The sequence below is a fragment of the Massilia sp. Root418 genome, assembly GCF_001425265.1.
Classification (GTDB): domain Bacteria; phylum Pseudomonadota; class Gammaproteobacteria; order Burkholderiales; family Burkholderiaceae_D; genus Rugamonas.
The window spans coordinates 861,763-878,295 of the sequence record NZ_LMEC01000001.1 but is presented as its reverse complement, the minus strand read 5'-3'; the positions used below and the strand labels follow the sequence as shown (position 1 = coordinate 878,295).

At 66.3% G+C, this 16,533-nt stretch carries 15 protein-coding genes; 4 read left to right on the top strand and 11 right to left on the bottom strand.

The features are described from left to right. The first annotated feature begins 14 nt into the window (after positions 1 to 14). Positions 15 to 860, top strand: coding sequence for an NAD-dependent protein deacetylase (locus tag ASC94_RS03535; protein ID WP_056390785.1), 846 nt, complete (start codon positions 15 to 17; stop codon positions 858 to 860). 24 nt (positions 861 to 884) lie between these two features. Here the strand turns inward: ASC94_RS03535 and ASC94_RS03530 are convergent, their stop codons facing one another. From ASC94_RS03530 to smpB, 3 genes are all read right to left on the bottom strand, one after another. After that, positions 885 to 1,445, bottom strand: a complete 561-nt coding sequence (locus ASC94_RS03530; protein WP_056390782.1) for a FlgO family outer membrane protein — start codon at positions 1,443 to 1,445, stop codon at positions 885 to 887. Beyond that, positions 1,445 to 2,152: a hypothetical protein gene (locus ASC94_RS03525; RefSeq protein ID WP_056390779.1), complete on the bottom strand. Its 708-nt coding sequence runs from the start codon at positions 2,150 to 2,152 to the stop codon at positions 1,445 to 1,447. The genes ASC94_RS03530 and ASC94_RS03525 overlap by 1 nt, the downstream gene beginning before the upstream one ends. 111 nt (positions 2,153 to 2,263) lie before the next feature. After that, positions 2,264 to 2,713 (bottom strand): SsrA-binding protein SmpB, encoded by a 450-nt coding sequence (smpB, locus tag ASC94_RS03520; protein ID WP_056390776.1) that lies wholly within the window; start codon positions 2,711 to 2,713, stop codon positions 2,264 to 2,266. Between the two features lie 92 nt (positions 2,714 to 2,805). On the opposite strand from smpB, the gene ASC94_RS03515 reads away from it, so the two are divergent. Together ASC94_RS03515 and ASC94_RS03510 are read left to right on the top strand one after the other, a co-directional pair. Continuing rightward, positions 2,806 to 3,240 (top strand): type II toxin-antitoxin system RatA family toxin, encoded by a 435-nt coding sequence (locus tag ASC94_RS03515; RefSeq protein ID WP_056390772.1) that lies wholly within the window; start codon positions 2,806 to 2,808, stop codon positions 3,238 to 3,240. Further along, positions 3,230 to 3,517, top strand: coding sequence for an RnfH family protein (locus tag ASC94_RS03510; protein WP_056390769.1), 288 nt, complete (start codon positions 3,230 to 3,232; stop codon positions 3,515 to 3,517). The genes ASC94_RS03515 and ASC94_RS03510 overlap by 11 nt, the downstream gene beginning before the upstream one ends. A 19-nt stretch (positions 3,518 to 3,536) precedes the next feature. Here ASC94_RS03510 and ASC94_RS03505 read toward each other — a convergent pair whose 3' ends face one another. Continuing rightward, complete coding sequence (locus ASC94_RS03505) at positions 3,537 to 4,661, bottom strand: sensor histidine kinase KdpD (RefSeq protein WP_056390766.1); 1,125 nt, start codon at positions 4,659 to 4,661, stop codon at positions 3,537 to 3,539. A gap of 140 nt (positions 4,662 to 4,801) precedes the next feature. Between ASC94_RS03505 and ASC94_RS03500 the strand changes: the two genes are divergently transcribed. Then, the gene (locus tag ASC94_RS03500) at positions 4,802 to 5,497 is read left to right on the top strand and encodes a DUF899 family protein (RefSeq protein ID WP_056390761.1); all 696 of its coding nucleotides are present in this window, start codon (positions 4,802 to 4,804) and stop codon (positions 5,495 to 5,497) included. A gap of 42 nt (positions 5,498 to 5,539) precedes the next feature. Here ASC94_RS03500 and ASC94_RS03495 read toward each other — a convergent pair whose 3' ends face one another. The 7 genes from ASC94_RS03495 to ASC94_RS03465 form a co-directional block, all read right to left on the bottom strand. Next, complete coding sequence (locus ASC94_RS03495) at positions 5,540 to 7,738, bottom strand: glycoside hydrolase family 3 protein (RefSeq protein WP_056390759.1); 2,199 nt, start codon at positions 7,736 to 7,738, stop codon at positions 5,540 to 5,542. Beyond that, positions 7,735 to 10,089, bottom strand: coding sequence for a GH36-type glycosyl hydrolase domain-containing protein (locus tag ASC94_RS03490; RefSeq protein WP_056390758.1), 2,355 nt, complete (start codon positions 10,087 to 10,089; stop codon positions 7,735 to 7,737). Before ASC94_RS03490 ends, ASC94_RS03495 begins: the two co-directional genes overlap by 4 nt. 24 nt (positions 10,090 to 10,113) lie before the next feature. Then, complete coding sequence (locus ASC94_RS03485) at positions 10,114 to 11,469, bottom strand: MFS transporter (RefSeq protein WP_056390757.1); 1,356 nt, start codon at positions 11,467 to 11,469, stop codon at positions 10,114 to 10,116. A gap of 224 nt (positions 11,470 to 11,693) precedes the next feature. Next, entirely contained in the window at positions 11,694 to 14,129 is a 2,436-nt protein-coding gene (locus ASC94_RS03480) for a TonB-dependent receptor (protein WP_056390756.1), read from the bottom strand. A gap of 22 nt (positions 14,130 to 14,151) precedes the next feature. Next, positions 14,152 to 14,631 (bottom strand): gluconokinase, encoded by a 480-nt coding sequence (locus ASC94_RS03475; RefSeq protein ID WP_082616122.1) that lies wholly within the window; start codon positions 14,629 to 14,631, stop codon positions 14,152 to 14,154. Between the two features lie 242 nt (positions 14,632 to 14,873). Then, positions 14,874 to 15,902 carry a LacI family DNA-binding transcriptional regulator gene (locus tag ASC94_RS03470; RefSeq protein WP_056390750.1) on the bottom strand — a complete coding sequence of 343 codons (1,029 nt, stop codon included), beginning with the start codon at positions 15,900 to 15,902 and terminating at the stop codon, positions 14,874 to 14,876. Positions 15,903 to 15,959: 57 nt separating this feature from the next. Further along, entirely contained in the window at positions 15,960 to 16,502 is a 543-nt protein-coding gene (locus tag ASC94_RS03465; RefSeq protein ID WP_056390747.1) for a DUF4124 domain-containing protein, read from the bottom strand. Positions 16,503 to 16,533: the final 31 nt, after the last annotated feature.

Here is a 16,533-nt window from a genome sequence, read left to right as displayed (position 1 = left end):
GTTAGCATGGCGGCATGCAGATTTTTTCCGAACACGAAGCAGGCAGCGGCGCCGCGGCCCTGGATGATTTTCTGGGCCGCCACGGTCAGGTCCTGGTGCTCACCGGCGCCGGCCTGAGTACCGCCTCCGGCATTCCCGATTACCGCGACAAGGACGGCGTGCGGCGCGGCCGCGCTCCCGTGCAAGGGCCGGAGTTCCGCCGTTCGGACGCGGTGCGCCGCCGCTACTGGGCGCGCAGCATGGTCGGCTATCCCACCCTGGCGCAGGCCGCGCCCAACGAGGGCCACCACGCGCTGGCGGTGCTGGAGCAGGGCGGCCGCGTGGCGACCGTCATCACGCAGAACGTGGACGGGCTGCACCAGCGCGCCGGCACCCGCGAGCTGATTGAACTGCACGGGAATATCCACGGCGTGGTGTGCCTGGCGTGCCGCACGCAGTATGCCCGCGCCGACATCCAGCAGCAGCTGCTGCGTGAAAATCCCCGACTGGCCGGCAGCGACGCCCAGCCGCTGCCGGACGGCGATGCCCAGCTGGAGCCCGAGGAGCTGGAGCATTTTCACGTGCCGCACTGCGCGCGCTGCGAGGGCGTGCTGCAGCCGGACGTGGTGTTCTTTGGCGACACCATCCCCAAGCCGCGAACGGAAGCGGCCCTGCAAGCCATGGCGGACGCGGACGCGCTACTGGTGGTGGGGTCGTCGCTGATGGTGTTTTCCGGCTACCGCTTCTGCAAGCTGGCAGCGGAAACGGGTAAGCCGATCGCCGCCATCAATGCCGGCGTGACGCGGGCGGACGATCTGCTGTCGCTGAAGGTTACGGCGTCCGCCGGGCAGGTGCTGGCGCTGCTGGCCAGCCGGACTTAGGGCGGTTGCGGCGCGGCGAGGGGCTTAATGCTGCATCAGCATGGAACGCACGATGCCTTCCTTGGCCAGCGCGAAGTCATGCGCGGCCAGCACGAAGTTGGTGTTCGGCTGGATCACTTTCACGTTCACGAACACCATGTCGCTCGTCTCCGCGTAAGAACCGACCACGATGGCCTGTGCATTGTGGGTCTGCGCCACCTGGCCGATTTCGCGGGTGAGCATCAGCTCGCCCTGGCCGCGCTTCAGGTAGACGTTGTTACGCAGCTTCATCTCGACCATGTTCAGGTTGCCCTGTGCCAGGCGGGTGGAAATCTGTTCGGACACCAGGCGGCCCAGCGTGGTGGTCTGCTCCAGCGCGTCGATATTGACCACGGTGGCCATGATCAGCGGCTTGTCCGCCAGCAGCTTGCCGTTCAGCTGCGACAGCAGCACGTCCGCCGCCTTGTAGTTCGAGGCGATGAACTGGTTGGACGAGACGGTGGCGTAGTTGGTTTCTTCCTTGGCGGGCGTGCTGGAGCAGGCGCCCAGCAGCAGCGGCAGCGAAGTGGCAGCCAGCAAGGCGCACAGCGGCGCGAGTTTGCGCATTATCGGTCACCCCGGACTTGGTACGTTTTGATCAATTTGGCTTCGGCCGGCACATCTGCCGCAATGCCGTACAGCGTGCGGTCGCCGTCGGCCACGTAATAGGCCGTGCTGTTGCGCGCGTAATAGCGGTATTGGTCGGACACCGACACCGTCACCAGCAACTCGGTCTGCGGCGTGGCGCCGGAGGCAAACTTGGCATGCTGGTACTGGTAGGCGTCGAAAGCGGCCACGCCGGCAAGCACGCCAGCCACCGGCTCCAGCACGGTCAGCGCCAGCACGCCTGCGGTGATGGCGGTCGGCTCGCCCGGGTAGCGGAACTGCGCGCGGCCGGGCGCAAAGGTGTAGGCCTGCACGTCGATGTCCACTTTCAGCGAACCGGCCGGCGTGCGCGAGACGATATGGCCGTCACGCACCAGCGCGGACACCAGCTGCGCGGCGAGCGCGCGCTGGAACGGCGAGGCTTGCGGCGACGGTTCGGCGATGTAGAACGGCCGCGGCGGGCTCTTTTTCAAGTCCGCTGCCAGGCCTTTTTCAATGTGCTGGGCAATGGCGCCCCAATGCGCCGCAGCCTGCAGCGTGTACTGGCTGGAGGTGGGGAAATTGCTGGCGACCGGCACCGGGCTGTATGGCGTCTGGGGGATCTGCTGCCCCGCGCAGCCGGCCAGCAGCGCGCCGGAAATCAGGATTGCTGCGGTTTTCGTCACCATGTTCTTCCTCGCCGTCGTTAAAGAGTCTTGCCACGGCAGTTTACCATGGCAGTTTCTAGATAGAAACTAGATCGAGGCGCCGGCGGAAGGAAGTGGCGCCGGCGTGGCACATTAACGACGGTGCTGTTTCATGGCGGAAGCCACTTCGCGCGAGGCGTCGCGGTCCTTCTCGGTGGCGCGCTTGTCGTGCTGCTTCTTGCCCTTGGCCAAGCCGATCTCGCATTTCACGCGGCCGCCCTTGTAGTGCAGGTTGAGCGGCACCAGGGTGTAGCCGGAACGGGTTGCCTTGCCGATCAGCTTGTCGATCTCGTTACGGTGCAGCAGCAGCTTGCGGGTGCGCACGGCTTCCGGGCTGATGTGGGTGGACGCCGTGGGCAGGGCGCTGATGTGGGCGCCGAACAGGAACAGCTCGTCGCCCTTGATGGTGACGTAGGCTTCCTTGATCTGCACGCGCGCGTCGCGGATTGCCTTCACTTCCCAGCCTTCGAGCACCAGGCCCGCTTCATAGCGGTCCTCGATGAAGAAATCGTGAAAGGCTTTTTTGTTATCGGCAATAGTCATGGGTGGTGGGTAAAACAGTGCGGGTCGGTTAAACTACGGTTTCGCCGCGCGCGGAGCGCGGATAAACCAACATCATAGCAAACGGTAACACAATGGCAGTAGTGCACAAGTCGGTTATCCTGGGCTACAGCGCGGAACAGATGTTCGAGCTGGTGGCCAAGGTCGAAGATTATCCCAAATTTCTGCCATGGTGTGGCGGCGTCGAGGTACGCGAGCGCGGCGAAAACACCGTGGTGGCCAGCCTGGCCATCCATTATCACGGCATCCACCAGAGTTTTACCACGGCCAACGTGAATACGCCGCCGCACAGCATGAAGATGAAGCTGGTGGACGGCCCTTTCAAGACCCTGGACGGCACCTGGACCTTCAAGCCGCTGCGCGAGGACGCCTGCAAGGTCGAGCTGGACCTGCACTATGAATTCTCCAGCCGCCTGCTGGAGCAGGTGGTGGGCCCGGTGTTCGGCATCATCGCCAACAGCATGGTGGACTCTTTCTGCAAGCGGGCTGACACGGTCTATGGCGGCTGAACAAATCAACGTCCAGGTGTGCTACGCCACCGACACGCTGCAGTTCCTGCGCGAACTGCGGCTGGAGAGCGGCGCCACCATCCAGCAGGCGCTGGACGTGAGCGGCCTGGCGCTGGAAGTGCCCGGCATCGACCTGGCCGCCATGGCGGTCGGCATCTACGGCAAGAAAAAGACGCTAGACACCGTGCTGCGCGAGCACGACAGGGTGGAAGTCTACCGCCCCCTGATCGCCGATCCGAAAAACGCCCGCCGCCGCAGGGTACGCAAGGCCGAATAGCCGCCGCACCTGGCGCGGATCAGCGCGGAATGCGCACGGTGAACACCGTGCCGCGTTGCGCATCCGACTCCACTTCCAGCGTCCCGCCGTGGCCGGCCGTGATTTCACGCGCGATGAACAAGCCCAGGCCGATGCTGCGCAGCGAGCGTCCGTTGCCCCCGTCGTCGTCCGGCAGGCGCACCATGGGATCGAAAATGGCCTGGCGCGCGTCCGGCGGAATCAGCTGGCCGTAGTTCTGCACCGTGACCACCACCGCGTCCGCTTCGCCCGCCGCCGTCATCCTGACCGGCGCGCTCTGGTCGCGGTACTGGGCTGCGTTGTTCAGCAGGTTGGACAGCACCTGCTGCATGCGGTGCCGGTCGAAGCGCGCCCGCAGGTCGCCTGTGGCGGCGAACTCGAACGGACAGGCCGGGTGCACCGCGCGCGCATTCTCCAGCGCTGGCTGGCATATCTCCATCAAATCCATCATCTCGGCGGCGATCGGTATCTCGCCGTCGAGCTGCACGCGCGCATATTCAAGCAGATCGTTGACCATGGAGGTCATGGACGCCGCGCCGCGCTGCACTTTTTTGCCGATTTCGCGGATTTTATCGGGGTCCGGCGGCGCGGCCACCAGGTAGGCCCCCGCCAGGGCCACCGTGGCGAGCGGGCTGCGCAAATCGTGGCCGAGGATGGCCAGGAAGGTGTCGCGCGCGGCCCCCGCGCGGCGGGTGTAGGTGACCACGGATTCGGCCAGGGCCTGGTCGATGGCTTCGTTGAAGCGCACCATGTCGCTGGCGGTGGTGGCCGTGACGGCCGACAGCCTGGGCAGCCAGAGCCGCAGCACGGTGGCGCGCAGGGCGCGGAACTCGGCCGTCAGCTGGATCAGCGAGAAGCCGCTCAGTTGCCGCAGGGTGCCGTGGGTGGCTGCCGCGCTTTCCTCCCCGGGCGCGTCCGGTGCCAGGCCGCGCGACTTTTCCTGCTGCTGGTGCGGTGTCTGGGCCATATCGATTTCGGTGGCGATGGTGGTCAGGATCAGTTTGGCGTGGTCGCGCAAGGCCAGCGACGACATATGGGTGGCCGACGGCAGCTGGGTGCCGGCAAACGCTTCCCACTCGGCGAGGATGCTCTCGAGGTGCTGCGTAATGAACAGGGAGAGTCTCATGGCGGGGCTGGAACTGCGTGAATGAGGGGAAACTTGCTTGTTGCAAACCCATCATACCTCAGATATGTGGGGCCGCGCACAGTGAACTGGCTTCGGCCCGGATACCGTGGCGCGATCCACTACTTCGTCCGGAGTCCGCGATGAACCAGCTCAAACCCGCCTCGGAACTCGCCGCCGCCGCGAGCAAGCCTTATCCCAACGACGGCGCCGCATACCGCGCCGCGCGCACCGCGCTGCTGGCGGAAGAAGTCGAACTGCGCCGCCATATAGAACGCGTGGCCGAGCAGCGCCGCGCCTTGCCGCCCGGCGGCGAGGCGCGCGAATACCTGTTCAAGGACGAAAATGGGGCCACCGTGCCGCTGGCCGCGCTGTTCGGCAAGCACGACACGCTGGTGACCTACTTCTGGATGTACGGCCCGCAGCGCGAGCGGCCGTGCCCCATGTGTACGGCCTTCCTCGGCTCGCTGGACATTCCGGCGCGCGACATCACCCAGAAGGTGGCGCTGGCGGTGCTGGGCCGCTCCCCGGTGGAGCGGCAACTGGCGTTTGCGCGCGAGCGCGGCTGGCGCAACCTGAAGTTCTATGCCACCGTGGGCGACGATTTCGCGCGCGATTATCGCGGCCTGGCGCCGGACGGTAGCGAGTGGCCGGCGTTCGACGTGTGGGTGAAAGATGGTGACAAGGTGCGTCACTTCTGGGGTGCTGAGGCGGGCGGCACGCAGGACCCCGGCCAGGATCCGCGCCTGGCGCCCGACCCCACGCCGCTGTGGAACATCCTCGACCTCACCCCGGCAGGGCGGGGCAAGGACTGGTATCCCCAGCTTGACTACGACTGAGGTGGCGGACGCGCCGCCGGGTGGCTGCTTGCCACGCGGCGGCTAGCGGGGCGCCAGCCGGCGGCCGCGGACGTCCAGGGTGATGGCGGGCAGACGCACGTGCACCGTGGCGGCCGGTGCGTCGGCGGCGCTGGCCAGGGTGATCACATACTCGCCGTCGGCGATCCGCCAGGTCTTGCTGGCGCTGTGGTACACGCCCAGCAGGCGCGGGTCCACCGTCAGCGTCGTGCTGGCGCTGGCGCCCGGCTGCAGGGCCAGCTTGTCCCATCCGCCCAGGCGCTTAGGCGCCTCCCAGCCGCCGGCCGCCGGCGCGAGGTAGACCTGCGGCACAGCCTTGCCGGCGCGCGGCCCGGTATTCTTCACCATGAAAGAGACCGACAGCGCGCCGTCCCTGAACTGCGCCGCCAGGCCGCCGTAGGCGAAACTGGTGTACGACAAGCCATGGCCGAAGGCGAACAGCGGCTTGCGGCCCGTGAGATCGTGCCACTTGTAGCCGACCGCCGCGCCTTCGATGTTGTAGTCGGCGCGCTGCTGGTCCGGGTGGATGGCGGGGCGCGGCAGCTGCGCCTCGGCGGCAGGGAAGGTGGCGGGCAGGCGGCCGGAGGGGTTCACTTCGCCCGTCAGCACGCGCGCAATCGCCACGCCGCCGCGCGTGCCCGGATACCAGGCCTGCAGCACGGCGCCCGCGCTGTCCAGCCAGGGCATGGTGACAGGGCCGCCGGTTTCCAGCACCACCACCGTGCGCGGATTGGCGCGCGCCACGGCAGCAATCAATTCGTCCTGCGCACCCGGCAGCGACAGCGAGGCGGCGTCCACGCTCTCGGCGGTCCACTGCGTGGCGAACACAATGGCCACGTCGCTGGCGGCGGCCAGCGTGGCGGCAGCGGCGATGTCCTTGCCGTCCAGGTAAGTGAGGCGCGCCTTGCTGCGCGCGGCCAGCGCCTGCATGGGCGAGGACGGGTGGTACACCATGGGGCCGGGGAAATGCGCCGGGCCCTCGTTCGGCACCGCCATGCCGCCGTGCGCATGCACCTGCGACGAGCCGCCGCCCGACAGCACGCCCTTGTCCGCATGGCCGCCGATGATGGCGATGGCGCGCGTGCCGGCTGCGAGCGGCAGCAGGGCGCCGCTGTTCTTCAGCAGCACGATGGACTCTTCGCTGGCGGCCTGCGTCGCGGCGGCGTGCGCTTCGAAGTCGATGCCGCCGGCCGGTTCGGCCGCCACCGGGTGGTCCATCACGCCGTGCTTGAACATGGCGCGCACGATGCGGTGCGCCATGTCGTCCAGCCGCGCTTCCGGCACGTGCCGGTTGGCGACGGCTTCGCCCAGCGCCTCGCCGAAATACGCGGACTTGTCGAAGGGCCAGCCGGACTGCTGGTCCAGCCCCGCGTTGGCGGCGGGGATGGTGGAGTGCACGGCGCCCCAGTCCGACATCACGTAGCCCTGGAAGTTCCAGTCCTGCTTCAGCACCTCCTTGAGCAGGTAGGGGCTTTCGCAGGCGTACACGCCGTTCACGCGGTTGTAGGCGCACATGACGGCGCCCGGGTCGCCGCGCTCGATAGCGATCTGGAAGGCCAGCAGGTCGGACACGCGCGCCGCCGCGTCGTCCAGCTCCGAACTCACCGTGAAGCGGTTGGTTTCCTGGCCGTTGTAGGCGAAGTGCTTGACCGTGGCGATGAGGTGGTTGGACTGGATGCCGCGTATCTGCTCGCCCGCCATCACGCCCGCCAGCAGCGGGTCTTCCCCCGCGTACTCGAAATTGCGGCCGTTGCGCGGATCGCGCATCAGGTTTACGCCGCCCGCCAGCATCACGTTGTAGCCGGACAGGCGCGCCTCCTTGCCTATCATGGCGCCGGCCGCGTAAGCCAGCGCGGGGTTCCAGGTGGCGGCGGTGGCCAGGCCGGACGGCAGCGACGTGCGTTCATACGGCCGGGTGGAGCTGCTCTGCGTGGCCACGCCGATGCCCGCGTCCGCCTGCCATTGCGGCGGCAGGCCGGCGCGCGGCACGCCCGGCACATAGCCGGCCGAGTCGCGCCGCGCCTCCTTGGGCGCCAGGTGCTTCTTCGGCGGGAAATCGGTGGCGAAGTAGCCGAAGACGAGGCGCAGCTTCTCTTCCTGCGTCATGTCCGCCACCACGCGCGCGGCGCGCTCATCGGCGCTTGGCGCGGCCTGCACGGGGCAGGCCAGCGCCACTGCGGCGATCCATCCGGCGCCGGAGCGCGCTGCGCGGCGGGCCGTCATGCCGGCACGAACACGCTGAGGTTGTAGGTGGCACCCGGTGCGATGTTGGCGATGTGGGCGGACGGCAGGAACTGGCCGGCGTGCATCACCATCACTTCCTTCACGTCGGTGCGGCGGATGTTCAGCACGAACTTCGCGCCGCGGAACAGCCGCGTGACCTTGATGCCGTCCCAGCCTGCCGGCAGCTGCGGGTTGATGCGCAAGCCGTCCGCGTCGCCCTGCAGGCCGCACAGGCCTTCTATGAAGCAGCGGTAGGCCCAGGACACGGTGCCCGTGTTGAACAGCTGACTGGAGCGGCCCGCCTGCTTGGGGTACTGGTGGTAAGCGCCCCGGTAATAGTTGGGGATGAATACCGGCAGCTGGCCGCGCTGCAGGTAGTCCGCCTCGGTAGGGCCGGGGATCATCTGGCGCAGCAGCTTATAGGCGCGGTCCTTTTCGCCAACGGTGTACAGGCTGTAGATGTAGAACACGGAAGCGTGGTTGTACACGGCGCCGTTTTCCGCCGAGCCGGGATGCTTCTGCGTGACGCGGCCCACGTCTTCGCGCATGGCGCTGAACGGCGGCGCGAACATGGCCACGCCGTAGGGGGTGCCGAGCTGCTCGTCCACCTGCACAAGCATTTTGGCGCGCTGCTCCGCGCTGGCGGCGCCGCCGAGAATGGACCAGGCTTGCGGATTGAGCCAGATGCGGCCTTCCTTGTCCTTTTTCGTGCCGAAGGTGACGCCATCGTCCGTAATGCCGCGCGAGAACCAGTCCCCGTCCCAGAAGTGGGTGTTGGCAGCGGCGTTCACTTCCGCCGCGCCGGCGCGATAGTGCTCCGCGCGCTCGTCCCGGCCCACCTGGGCGCACATGTCCGCCCACAGGTTCAGCGCGTAGGCCGTGGCCACCGTCAGCCAGCCGGACACGCCTTTGCCCTTGTAGCCCACCATATTCATCGGGTCGCACCAGTCGCCCTGGGCGATGTAGCTCAGGCCGCGCTCGTCGCGCGCCTCCAGCAGCCAGTCCATGGCGCGCGAGATGCGCTCGAACACGGTCTGCTGCGTGCCGTCCTCGCCGCGTACGGTTTCGCGCAGCAGCGCGTAGTCAGCGGTTTCGTCCAGGTAGGTCTTCAGGCAGACCGGCAGCCACACGCAATGGTCGGTATGCGGCACCTGGTTGATGTACTTCAGCTCCGCGCCTTCGACCAGCAGGATCCCGTCCGGCATGGCGCCGTTGGCCTCCTGCTGCGACAGCGCGTGCACAAAGGCCGCCCGCGTCACCTGGGGCTTGATGAAGCTCATGCCCATATTGTCCTGCAGGTAGTTGCGGGTCTGCGGATCGGTGGTGAGGCGGTTTACGTCGCCGTGGTAGTACACCTGGCGCGGCAGCCAGTTGTTGACGAAATTGTCCAGTTCCGCATCCGGCGTTTCAATTTGCAGCACGCCGCGGCCCTGCTCGATGTACCACGCGTAGTCGCGCCGGGCTTCCGCAAAGCCGGCTTGGCTCAGGTACTTGCCGCGCATGGCGCGGATCTCGGCGTCGTCGAAGGCCGGGCCAAAGATGAAGCGCAGCTCGCGCGCCGCGCCGCCGTCCAGCGTCAGGCGGTACTGCACGGCGGCGGCGGGCGTCTCGTAGCGCGCGTCGCTGCGGGACAGTTCGTCTTGCTGCACGGCGGAGGGCGCATGCAGGCCGCCTTCGCCCTCAAAGGCCTGCTGCATGGTTTCCCAGGAATCGGGTGGGCTCTCGCACAGGAAGTAGGTGCGGTCCTTGAAGAACTTGTTCTTGAAGTAGTCCGCCACCTTCTGGTACGGCGTGACGCAGCTGGCCACCACGCCGCCCAGGTCCACGCGGTACTCGGCGGACTGGTTCATCCACGACATATAGCCGATGGGGAAATAGGGATAGACGCTGATCTTGCGCTGGCGGCCGGACAGGTTCACCACCTTGACGGACCACAGCTCCACCACGTCCTGGGTGGGCAGGCTCAGGGTCAGCTCGACGCGGATGCCGAGGTGCTCGACGGTCCATTCGATGTCGCTCTTGCCGACCGAGAAACGGAAGCTGTCCACCGGCGCGCGCACCGGCTCGTAGGGCGCGGAGAAGAATTCGCCGGTCTCCTCGTCCTTGACGTAGACGAAGCGGCCCGGGTGGTGGGCGTAGTAATTCTGCTCCGGCTGCATGAAGGTCTTGGCCTCCAAATTGGGCGCGTAGGCATACTTGGCAGGCTCGGGCTGCATGAACTGCGCGGTGGCGTAGCCCCGGCAGGTCACTTGTATCATCATTTTCTGGTTCCACAGGAAGCCGCCCGCCTTCGGCATGGCCGTGGGGCTGGTCAGTTCGTAGCGGTCGCCATCGTGGGTAGGGCGTAGCATGGGTATCTCCGGAATAGCTTGGGCTTACAGCGCGGCCTTGCGGACGGCCAGTTCGGACTGGATCAGCGCCAGTTTTTGTTTGTCGAGGTTGTAGAAGAACATCACGGCCACCGCCAGCCCGGCGAAGAACGCCGGGATCAGCGACATCAGCCATACGATGCCCGCCTGCGAGCCGGTGCTCTGGGCCGCGTTGGGCACATAGCCCAGCGCCGTGAACAGGGAACCGATCACCGCCACCGCCAGCGCCGTGCCGAGCTTTTGCGAGAAGGTGGCGGCGGCGAAGGTCATGGCGGTGGCCCGGCGGCCGGTGCGCCACTCGTTGTAGTCGGCGGTGTCCGCATACATGGAGAAGGCCAGCGGCGACTTGGGGCCGAGCACAAAGCCCAGCGCGATCTGCAGCGCATACATCAGCCACACCTGGTCCTTGCCGACGAAGAAGAAGGCGCTCGACAGCACGGTGGTGCAGCCCATCAGGATGATGAGCAGCTTCTTCTTGTCCACGTGGCGCGTCATCAGCGGCGTGAGCGAGGCGCCTGCCGCTGCGGCCATCATGTAGGCCGGCACGAAGGTCGCCATCAGCTCGGGGCGGCCCACGTAGTACTTGAAGTAGTAAACGGCGGTGGAGGTGCGCAGCGTGATGGTGATCATGATGATCAGCGCCAGGAAGAACAGCACCAGCCAGGGGCCGTTGCGGGCCAGGTCGCGGATGTCCTGCGCCACGTTGCTCTTTTGCGTGGCGGCGGGAGCGATGCGCTCGCGCGTGTTGAAGAAGGTGAGCGCGAACAGCGCGGAGGCGGCCAGGCCCCAGGCCAGCATGGTCAGCTGCCAGCCCCGTTCATCGTCGCCGCCGCCCAGCAGGCGCACCAGGAAGGGCGTGGCGGCGGTCACCAGGGTGCTGCCGGCGAAGGCGAAGATGAAGCGCAGGCCGTTGATGGTGGAGCGCTCCTGCGGGTCGCCGGACATGACGCCGGACAGCGCGTTGTAGGGGATGTTGATGGCGGTGTAGCAGACCATCATCAGCAGATAAGTGCCGTAGGCCCAGGCGATCTTGCCGTCGTGGTCCAGGTCCGGGGTGGTGTAGGTGAGCACGGCGGCGGTGCCCAGCGGCAGCGCCATCCACACCAGGTAGGGACGGAATTTGCCGAAACGCGTGGTGGTGCGGTCCGCCAGCGCGCCGATCAGCGGGTCAGTGAAGGCGTTGACGATCTTGATCATGAACAGCATGGAGGCTGCCGCGGCTGCCGAGATGCCGAAGACGTCGGTGTAGAAGAACAGCAGGAAGGTGGCGATATTGGTCCAATAGAAATTGAAACCCATATCGGCAATGCCGTAGCTGAACTTCTCGCGCCACGACAAGGGAGTGTTGAGTACTGCAGCCACGGAGTGCTTTCGGTGATAGGGGACGATGGCGAGTTTAATGTATTGGCGGAGCGCGGCGGGTTACGCTTCGCTAACCCGCCCTACAGCCCCACGACACGGTAATGCCGCCGGGGTTTCATACCGCCACGGTAATTCCGTTGGGGGTTCGTACCGCCACGGTCCTGCCGTTGGCGGTTCGTAGGGCGGGTTAGCGGGAACCGCGTAACCCGCCGTTGCTGAGCCGATCAGAAATCAGCCGTCAACCGCACGCCATAGGTGCGCGGCGCCAGGTACATCGCCTGCCACACCGGACGGTCGCTTGCTGCCGGCGGCAGGTTCACGATATTGACCGTGGTCTTGATGTCCTTGTTCTCCAGGTTCTGCACGAAAGCCTCCACCTGCCAATGCTTGTCGCCGGCCGGCTTGTAGCGCACGGTGAAGTCGCTGCGAGTGTATGCCTTCTGGCGGTCCGGCGCGCCGTCGTTGAACACGTCCAGCCAGCTCGCGGTCTCGTAGTGCGTATTGATGCGCGGCGAGATGCGTGCGCCGCTATCCAGGTTGAAATGGTGCTGATAACCCACGTTCAGCGAGAAGTGCGGCGCGTGCGGCAGCTCGTTGCCCTTCAGGTCGCGCACCTTGCCGCCGTTCGGGCCGGGCAGGGTGTTGTAGCTGGAGTTGTTCGGGTCCGCCGTCAGCAGCGTATCCATCTCGGTGCGCTGGATGGACATGGCCACGTTCAGCGTGTCCACCGGCGTCACGCGCGCGGTCAGTTCACCCTCGAAGCCCTTGGCGGTGGCGCCTTTCGCGTTGGCCGTCAGCAGGAAGCTGGCGCCGTTCGGGAAGGTGGTCGGCACCGAGATCTGGTAGCCCTTGAAGTCCGCATAATAGAGCGAGGTGGCCCAGGTGACTTTGCCGCCCATCAGCTTGCCCTTCGCACCCAGCTCGTAGCTGGTGAGCGTTTCAGGCGCCGTGTGCACGCCGCCGTCGGTCAGCACGCCGGACTTGTAGCCGGTGCTCACGCTGGCGTAGGCCATGATGTCCTTGGTCACGTCATAGTCGGCCTTCAGCAGCCAGGTCGGCTTGCTCCACTTGTGCTGGCCCTCGTTGTTCAGCGCCGGCTTGCCGTCCGGCCCGATCACCGACGGATTGGGCACGAAGCCCACGGTGCGCGGATCGTCCTGCGCCGTGATCGGCAGGCAGGGCTTGGTGGTGCCGGGCTGCGTGGTCGGGCAATAGAAATTGGTGCCGCCGCGATTGTGCTTCTCGTCCCAGGTCTTGCGCAAGCCGCCGGTGATACGGAAGTTGTCCGCCACGTTCCAGGTATCCTGGGTGAACAAGGCGTGCGACTTGGTATCCTGGTTAGGCTGCACGAAGCTGTTCTGGGTCAGGGCCGGCCAGCCGCAGGTGGTGCAGCCATAGCCGGCCTGGGTGCCGGACCATGCCGGCTGGTCCAGGCGGATGCCGGCCTTCTCGTGGAAGACGTAGGCGCCCACCAGCCAGTCCACCGTCTTCTTGCCGGCGGATTTCAGGTTCAGCTCAGCGCTGGCGTTGGTGTAGTGCTCCCAGTTGATGCGAGTGTTGCGCAGCACGCCGCCGGTGGTATTGCTGGTGGGGACGGTATAGCCGCCGCGTGCGTCGAACTGCATGGCGCCGTCGGTGCGCTGGGCGCCGGCGATGAAGGCCAGGTCGATATCCTGGTTCACGTTCCAGTCGGTGCGGGTGCGAATGGTGTCCACCTTGCGGTGCAGGTAAGGCGCGATCTGGATCAGCGCCGACCACAGCTTCTCGCCTGGACGCGGCTCCTGGTTCAGGTTCATGGACGGCGTGCCGTCGTCGCGGAAGGTCTCGAAGGACAGGTCGGTGCGCAGGCTGGCCGTCGGCTGCCAGGCGGCCGACAGGCGCAGCGCCTTCTGGTCCTGCGCGTTGTACTTATCGCCGCTGGTGACGAAGGCGTTCTTGTCCAGGCCCGGGATATTCGGCGGCTGCTGATAATCCACATAGCCGTCGTGCGACTCGCCGGCGTAGGCTACGCGCAGCGCGAAGGTATCCGACAGCGGCAGGTTGTACATGAAGCGCGTGCCGGTGCGGTTGTAATTGCCCACGGTGAGCTCGGCGCTGCCCTCGGTCATGCCGAACTTCGGCTTGGCGGTCACCATGTTCACCGCGCCGGCGGTGGAATTGCGGCCCCACAGCGTGCCTTGCGGGCCGCGCATCACTTCCACACGGTCCATATCGTAGAGCAGGGCGGTGGCGCCCTCGGCGCGCGGCGAATAGACGCCGTCCACGTAGACCGACACTTCGGGGTCGGCCTGCTCGGTCTTGGCGCCGTCGTTGCCGATGCCGCGCATGGTCAGCAGCAGCACCGCGTGGTCGCCCTGGCTGGTGGCCTGGAAGCTCGGCGACAGGTGGGTCAGGTCCTCCAGGTTCTTCACGTGCGCATCGTCCAGCGCGGCGCCGCTCAGGGCCGTGATCGCCAGCGGGGTTTTCAGCAGCGAAGTCGAGCGCTTGGTGGCGGTGACGATCACCTCGGCCACGTTGCCGTTGTCGGCCGCCTTCGCTGCGCCTTGCGCAGACTGCGCGGCTGGCGCGGCTTGCGGCTCATCGGCCGCGTAAGCGCTGGAAATATGGGCGGCCATGGCCACCAGCGAGGTGGTGAGAATCTTGTTACGGGTAGTAAGCATCTTGTCTCCGTGAAGGCTTTAGTTATTGATTGTTGTTGCTAAGGATGTCGCTGATCAGCTGCGCCGGCTCTTTGCGGATGTCCAGCGTGATACCGGCCTCGTCCGCCTGCAGCGGCTCCAGCACGTTCAGCTGGCTGTCCAGCAGGGACAGCGGCATGTAATGGTTGATACGGGCCAGCATGCGGGTAGCGATAAGTTCCCGGTCCCCGTTCAGGTGGGCAAAGCGCAGTTCCGGGTCGCCCTCGCGCAGCAGGTCGCGGTAACGGCGCTTCAGTGCCGAGCAGGACAGCACCAGGCTCTCGCCGCGTTCGCGCGCGTTGCGGATCTCCGCCATCAGCTGCAGCAGCCACTGCGCGCGGTCGGCATCGTTCAGCGGCGTGCCGGCCGACATCTTGGCGACGTTCGCCGGCGAGTGAAAGGCGTCGCCCTCCAGGAATCTCGCGCCGATCGCTTCGGCCAGCCGGCCGCCCACCGAGCTCTTGCCGCAGCCACACACGCCCATCACAACCCAACGGCTGGTTTTCGTTTTACCTGTCATATTTCGCCCGGTTTGGTAGCGCTAACTGTTAGCGCTATCAGTGGCCGAAGTTTAACGCGGCCCGAAAAAATGTAAAGCGATTTCGATGCTGCGCCGCACAAATATCCAGCCGAACTGAGCCGCATGTCCTACAAAATCGGGGTCTGACCCCGAATTTGTAGGACATGCGGCTCAGCTTGCTGTTGCCTGGGAAGGCGGGGATGGGGTCAGGCGCTTTCGCGGGCCATGAGGGTGAAGCCGAGGTCGATCTGCTGGGCGGGCGGCTGTTCGCCGCGGATGACGCTGCGCAGCAGAGTGGCCGCTTCGAAGCCGACGCGGTAGCGCGGCGTGCCAATGGTGGTCACCGAGGGATTCATCCAGGCCGAGGCGGGCAGGTCGTTGAAGCCGCAGATGGCCAGCTGCTCTGGCACGCTGATGCCGCGCCGCTGGCATTGGTAGATGGCGCCGTGCGCCAGGTCGTCATTGCAGCAGAAAATGGCGTCCAGGTCCGGCACGACCGCCAGCATCCGGCCCACCAGCTCGGCGCCCAGGGCAATCGTGGACGGGTCCGCCACCATCAGTTCCAGCCTGGGGTCGGCCAGGCCGGCTTCTTCCATGGCCTTGCGGTAGCCCTCGGCGCGCTTGATGGTGCGCTCGTCGAGCTGCGCGCCCATGAAGCCGATGCGCTTGTAGCCCTTGTCGATCAGGTAGCGCGCCATGGTGTAGCCGGCTTGCACTTGCGAGAAGCCGACCGACAGCTGGGCCGGATCGGCCGACAGGTCCATCATCGACACCACCGGCGTGCGCGAGGTTTCCAGCATCTTTTGCACGCCCTTGCTGTGCGACATGCCCGACAGCAGGATGCCGTCCGGATTCGATTGCATGTAGACGTTGAGCAGCTTTTCCTCTTCGGCATCCGAATAACGTGTGTTGCCGATGAGGATCTGGTAGCCGTAGGGATCGAGCGCGTCCTGGATGCCTTGCAGCACGGCCGTAAACACGGCGTTCGACAGGGACGGCACCAGCACCACGATCACGTTCGAGCGCGAGGAGGCGAGGGCGCGCGCGGCGCGGTTGGGCACGTAGCCCAGTTCCTCCACCGCCAGTTCGACGCGCGAACGCAGCATGGGCGAGACGAGTTCGGGCTGGCTGATGGCACGCGAGGCGGTCATCGTCGCCACGCCTGCGCGTGCTGCAACTGCAGCCAGGGTTACGCGGCCGCTGGCGCGGCTCTTGCCATTATATGGTTTGGTCATCCGGTATTTTTCTTGGTGTTTGGTAGCGGTAACATCATTCTATACTGCCGCGGCGCCTTATTTCGCGCAATTGGCGAGTGTCTTTTGCGTCCGCCTGGCGCGCTCGGCGCGCTGCTCGTCGGTGAGGAAGCCGCGCTGGCCGTCCTTGTCGTATTCGGTGATGCGGATGCCCGAGTCAAGCGCGGCCTGGTTGCTGCGCGCGGCGTCGCAATTGGCGGCGCGCTCGGCCAGCTGCGCCGCTTCCTGCGCGGCCTTCTGCTCGGCCGCTTGGCTTTCGGCTTTGCGCTTCGCGAAGTCTGCGTTGCGCTCGGCCAGCGTGGGCGGGCGCTTCACCTTGGCCTCGGTGCCCTCCGGCGCGGTGCCCTCGGCGGCAGCGCTAGCCGCGACGCCGGCTGCCGGCGCGGCCATGCCTTGCCCGCGCGGCTGCTTGAGGATGCGGCTTTGCGGCACCGACGGCGGCGGCGGCTGGTCGGAGAGCTGCTTCATGCCTTTTTCATCCAGCCACATATACTGGGCGTGGGACAGCATCGGCAGCGCAGCGAGCGCCAGCAGGAGCGGCAGCAGCAGTGGCAACCTCTGGGCCGTTCGGTAAAGTTTCATGGTGGATAGATCCCTTTATTCCTTGCGGCAG

Bases quoted from the DNA above. Each gene is read 5' to 3' on its own strand.
- ASC94_RS03465 (WP_056390747.1), bottom strand. From the start codon at position 16,502: ATGAAACTTTACCGAACGGCCCAGAGGTTGCCACTGCTGCTGCCGCTC.
- smpB (WP_056390776.1), bottom strand. From the start codon at position 2,713: ATGACTATTGCCGATAACAAAAAAGCCTTTCACGATTTCTTCATCGAG.
- ASC94_RS03530 (WP_056390782.1), bottom strand. From the start codon at position 1,445: ATGCGCAAACTCGCGCCGCTGTGCGCCTTGCTGGCTGCCACTTCGCTG.
- ASC94_RS03470 (WP_056390750.1), bottom strand. From the start codon at position 15,902: ATGACCAAACCATATAATGGCAAGAGCCGCGCCAGCGGCCGCGTAACC.
- ASC94_RS03535 (WP_056390785.1), top strand. From the start codon at position 15: ATGCAGATTTTTTCCGAACACGAAGCAGGCAGCGGCGCCGCGGCCCTG.
- ASC94_RS03490 (WP_056390758.1), bottom strand. From the start codon at position 10,089: ATGCTACGCCCTACCCACGATGGCGACCGCTACGAACTGACCAGCCCC.
- ASC94_RS03475 (WP_082616122.1), bottom strand. From the start codon at position 14,631: ATGGGCGTGTGTGGCTGCGGCAAGAGCTCGGTGGGCGGCCGGCTGGCC.
- ASC94_RS03515 (WP_056390772.1), top strand. From the start codon at position 2,806: ATGGCAGTAGTGCACAAGTCGGTTATCCTGGGCTACAGCGCGGAACAG.
- ASC94_RS03525 (WP_056390779.1), bottom strand. From the start codon at position 2,152: ATGGTGACGAAAACCGCAGCAATCCTGATTTCCGGCGCGCTGCTGGCC.
- ASC94_RS03500 (WP_056390761.1), top strand. From the start codon at position 4,802: ATGAACCAGCTCAAACCCGCCTCGGAACTCGCCGCCGCCGCGAGCAAG.
- ASC94_RS03505 (WP_056390766.1), bottom strand. From the start codon at position 4,661: ATGAGACTCTCCCTGTTCATTACGCAGCACCTCGAGAGCATCCTCGCC.
- ASC94_RS03495 (WP_056390759.1), bottom strand. From the start codon at position 7,738: ATGACGGCCCGCCGCGCAGCGCGCTCCGGCGCCGGATGGATCGCCGCA.
- ASC94_RS03510 (WP_056390769.1), top strand. From the start codon at position 3,230: ATGGCGGCTGAACAAATCAACGTCCAGGTGTGCTACGCCACCGACACG.
- ASC94_RS03480 (WP_056390756.1), bottom strand. From the start codon at position 14,129: ATGCTTACTACCCGTAACAAGATTCTCACCACCTCGCTGGTGGCCATG.